This is a genomic window from Xanthobacter autotrophicus (genome assembly GCF_030015065.1).
GTDB lineage: Bacteria > Pseudomonadota > Alphaproteobacteria > Rhizobiales > Xanthobacteraceae > Xanthobacter > Xanthobacter autotrophicus_D.
On record NZ_JAIVFN010000343.1, the window covers coordinates 1 to 485 of the forward strand.

2 protein-coding genes are annotated in these 485 nt (G+C 70.3%); both read right to left on the reverse strand.

Annotation, left to right across the window (positions count from 1 at the left end; translation table 11 throughout):
- The coding region (locus tag K9U40_RS23440) for an FAD-binding protein (protein ID WP_282892467.1) at positions 1 to 140 on the reverse strand (140 nt) is incomplete at its 3' end.
- 2 nt (positions 141 to 142) lie between these two features.
- The coding region (locus K9U40_RS23445) for an RrF2 family transcriptional regulator (RefSeq protein ID WP_282892466.1) at positions 143 to 485 on the reverse strand (343 nt) is incomplete at its 5' end.

Here is a 485-nt window from a genome sequence, read left to right on the forward strand (position 1 = left end):
AAACCGTGGGAGTGGCTGGCGAAGCGGTTGCGCCGCTCGCCCGCGTCGATCACCCGCACGGAACGCCGTGCCCGCACCAGTTGCAGGGCCGCGGCCATGCCCGAGTAACTTCCGCCGATGACGATGACGTCGTGCTGCATGCTCATTTCCTTGTGCGCCTGACGGCCGCATGCCGGCGCGCGAAGTCGGCGGCAAGGTCGGCCAGGGTGATGTCGGAGAAACGCTGGAGCAGCAACGACTCGGCCTCGGCGAATGCGCCTTCGAGCGCGGCGTTCACCGCCTGCTCGACCAGGCACTGCGGCGCCTCGTGGCGGTTGCCGATGGCGAACATCGCCGGCTCGCCCAGCGCCTCGTGCAGCTGGCGCAGCGTGACGGTGCGCAGGTCGGCCTGGATGCGCCATCCACCGGCGTGGCCTCGCTCGGACTGGACGATGCCGGCGTCGCGCAGGAAACCCATGGTGCGCCGGACGACGACGGGGTTGGTC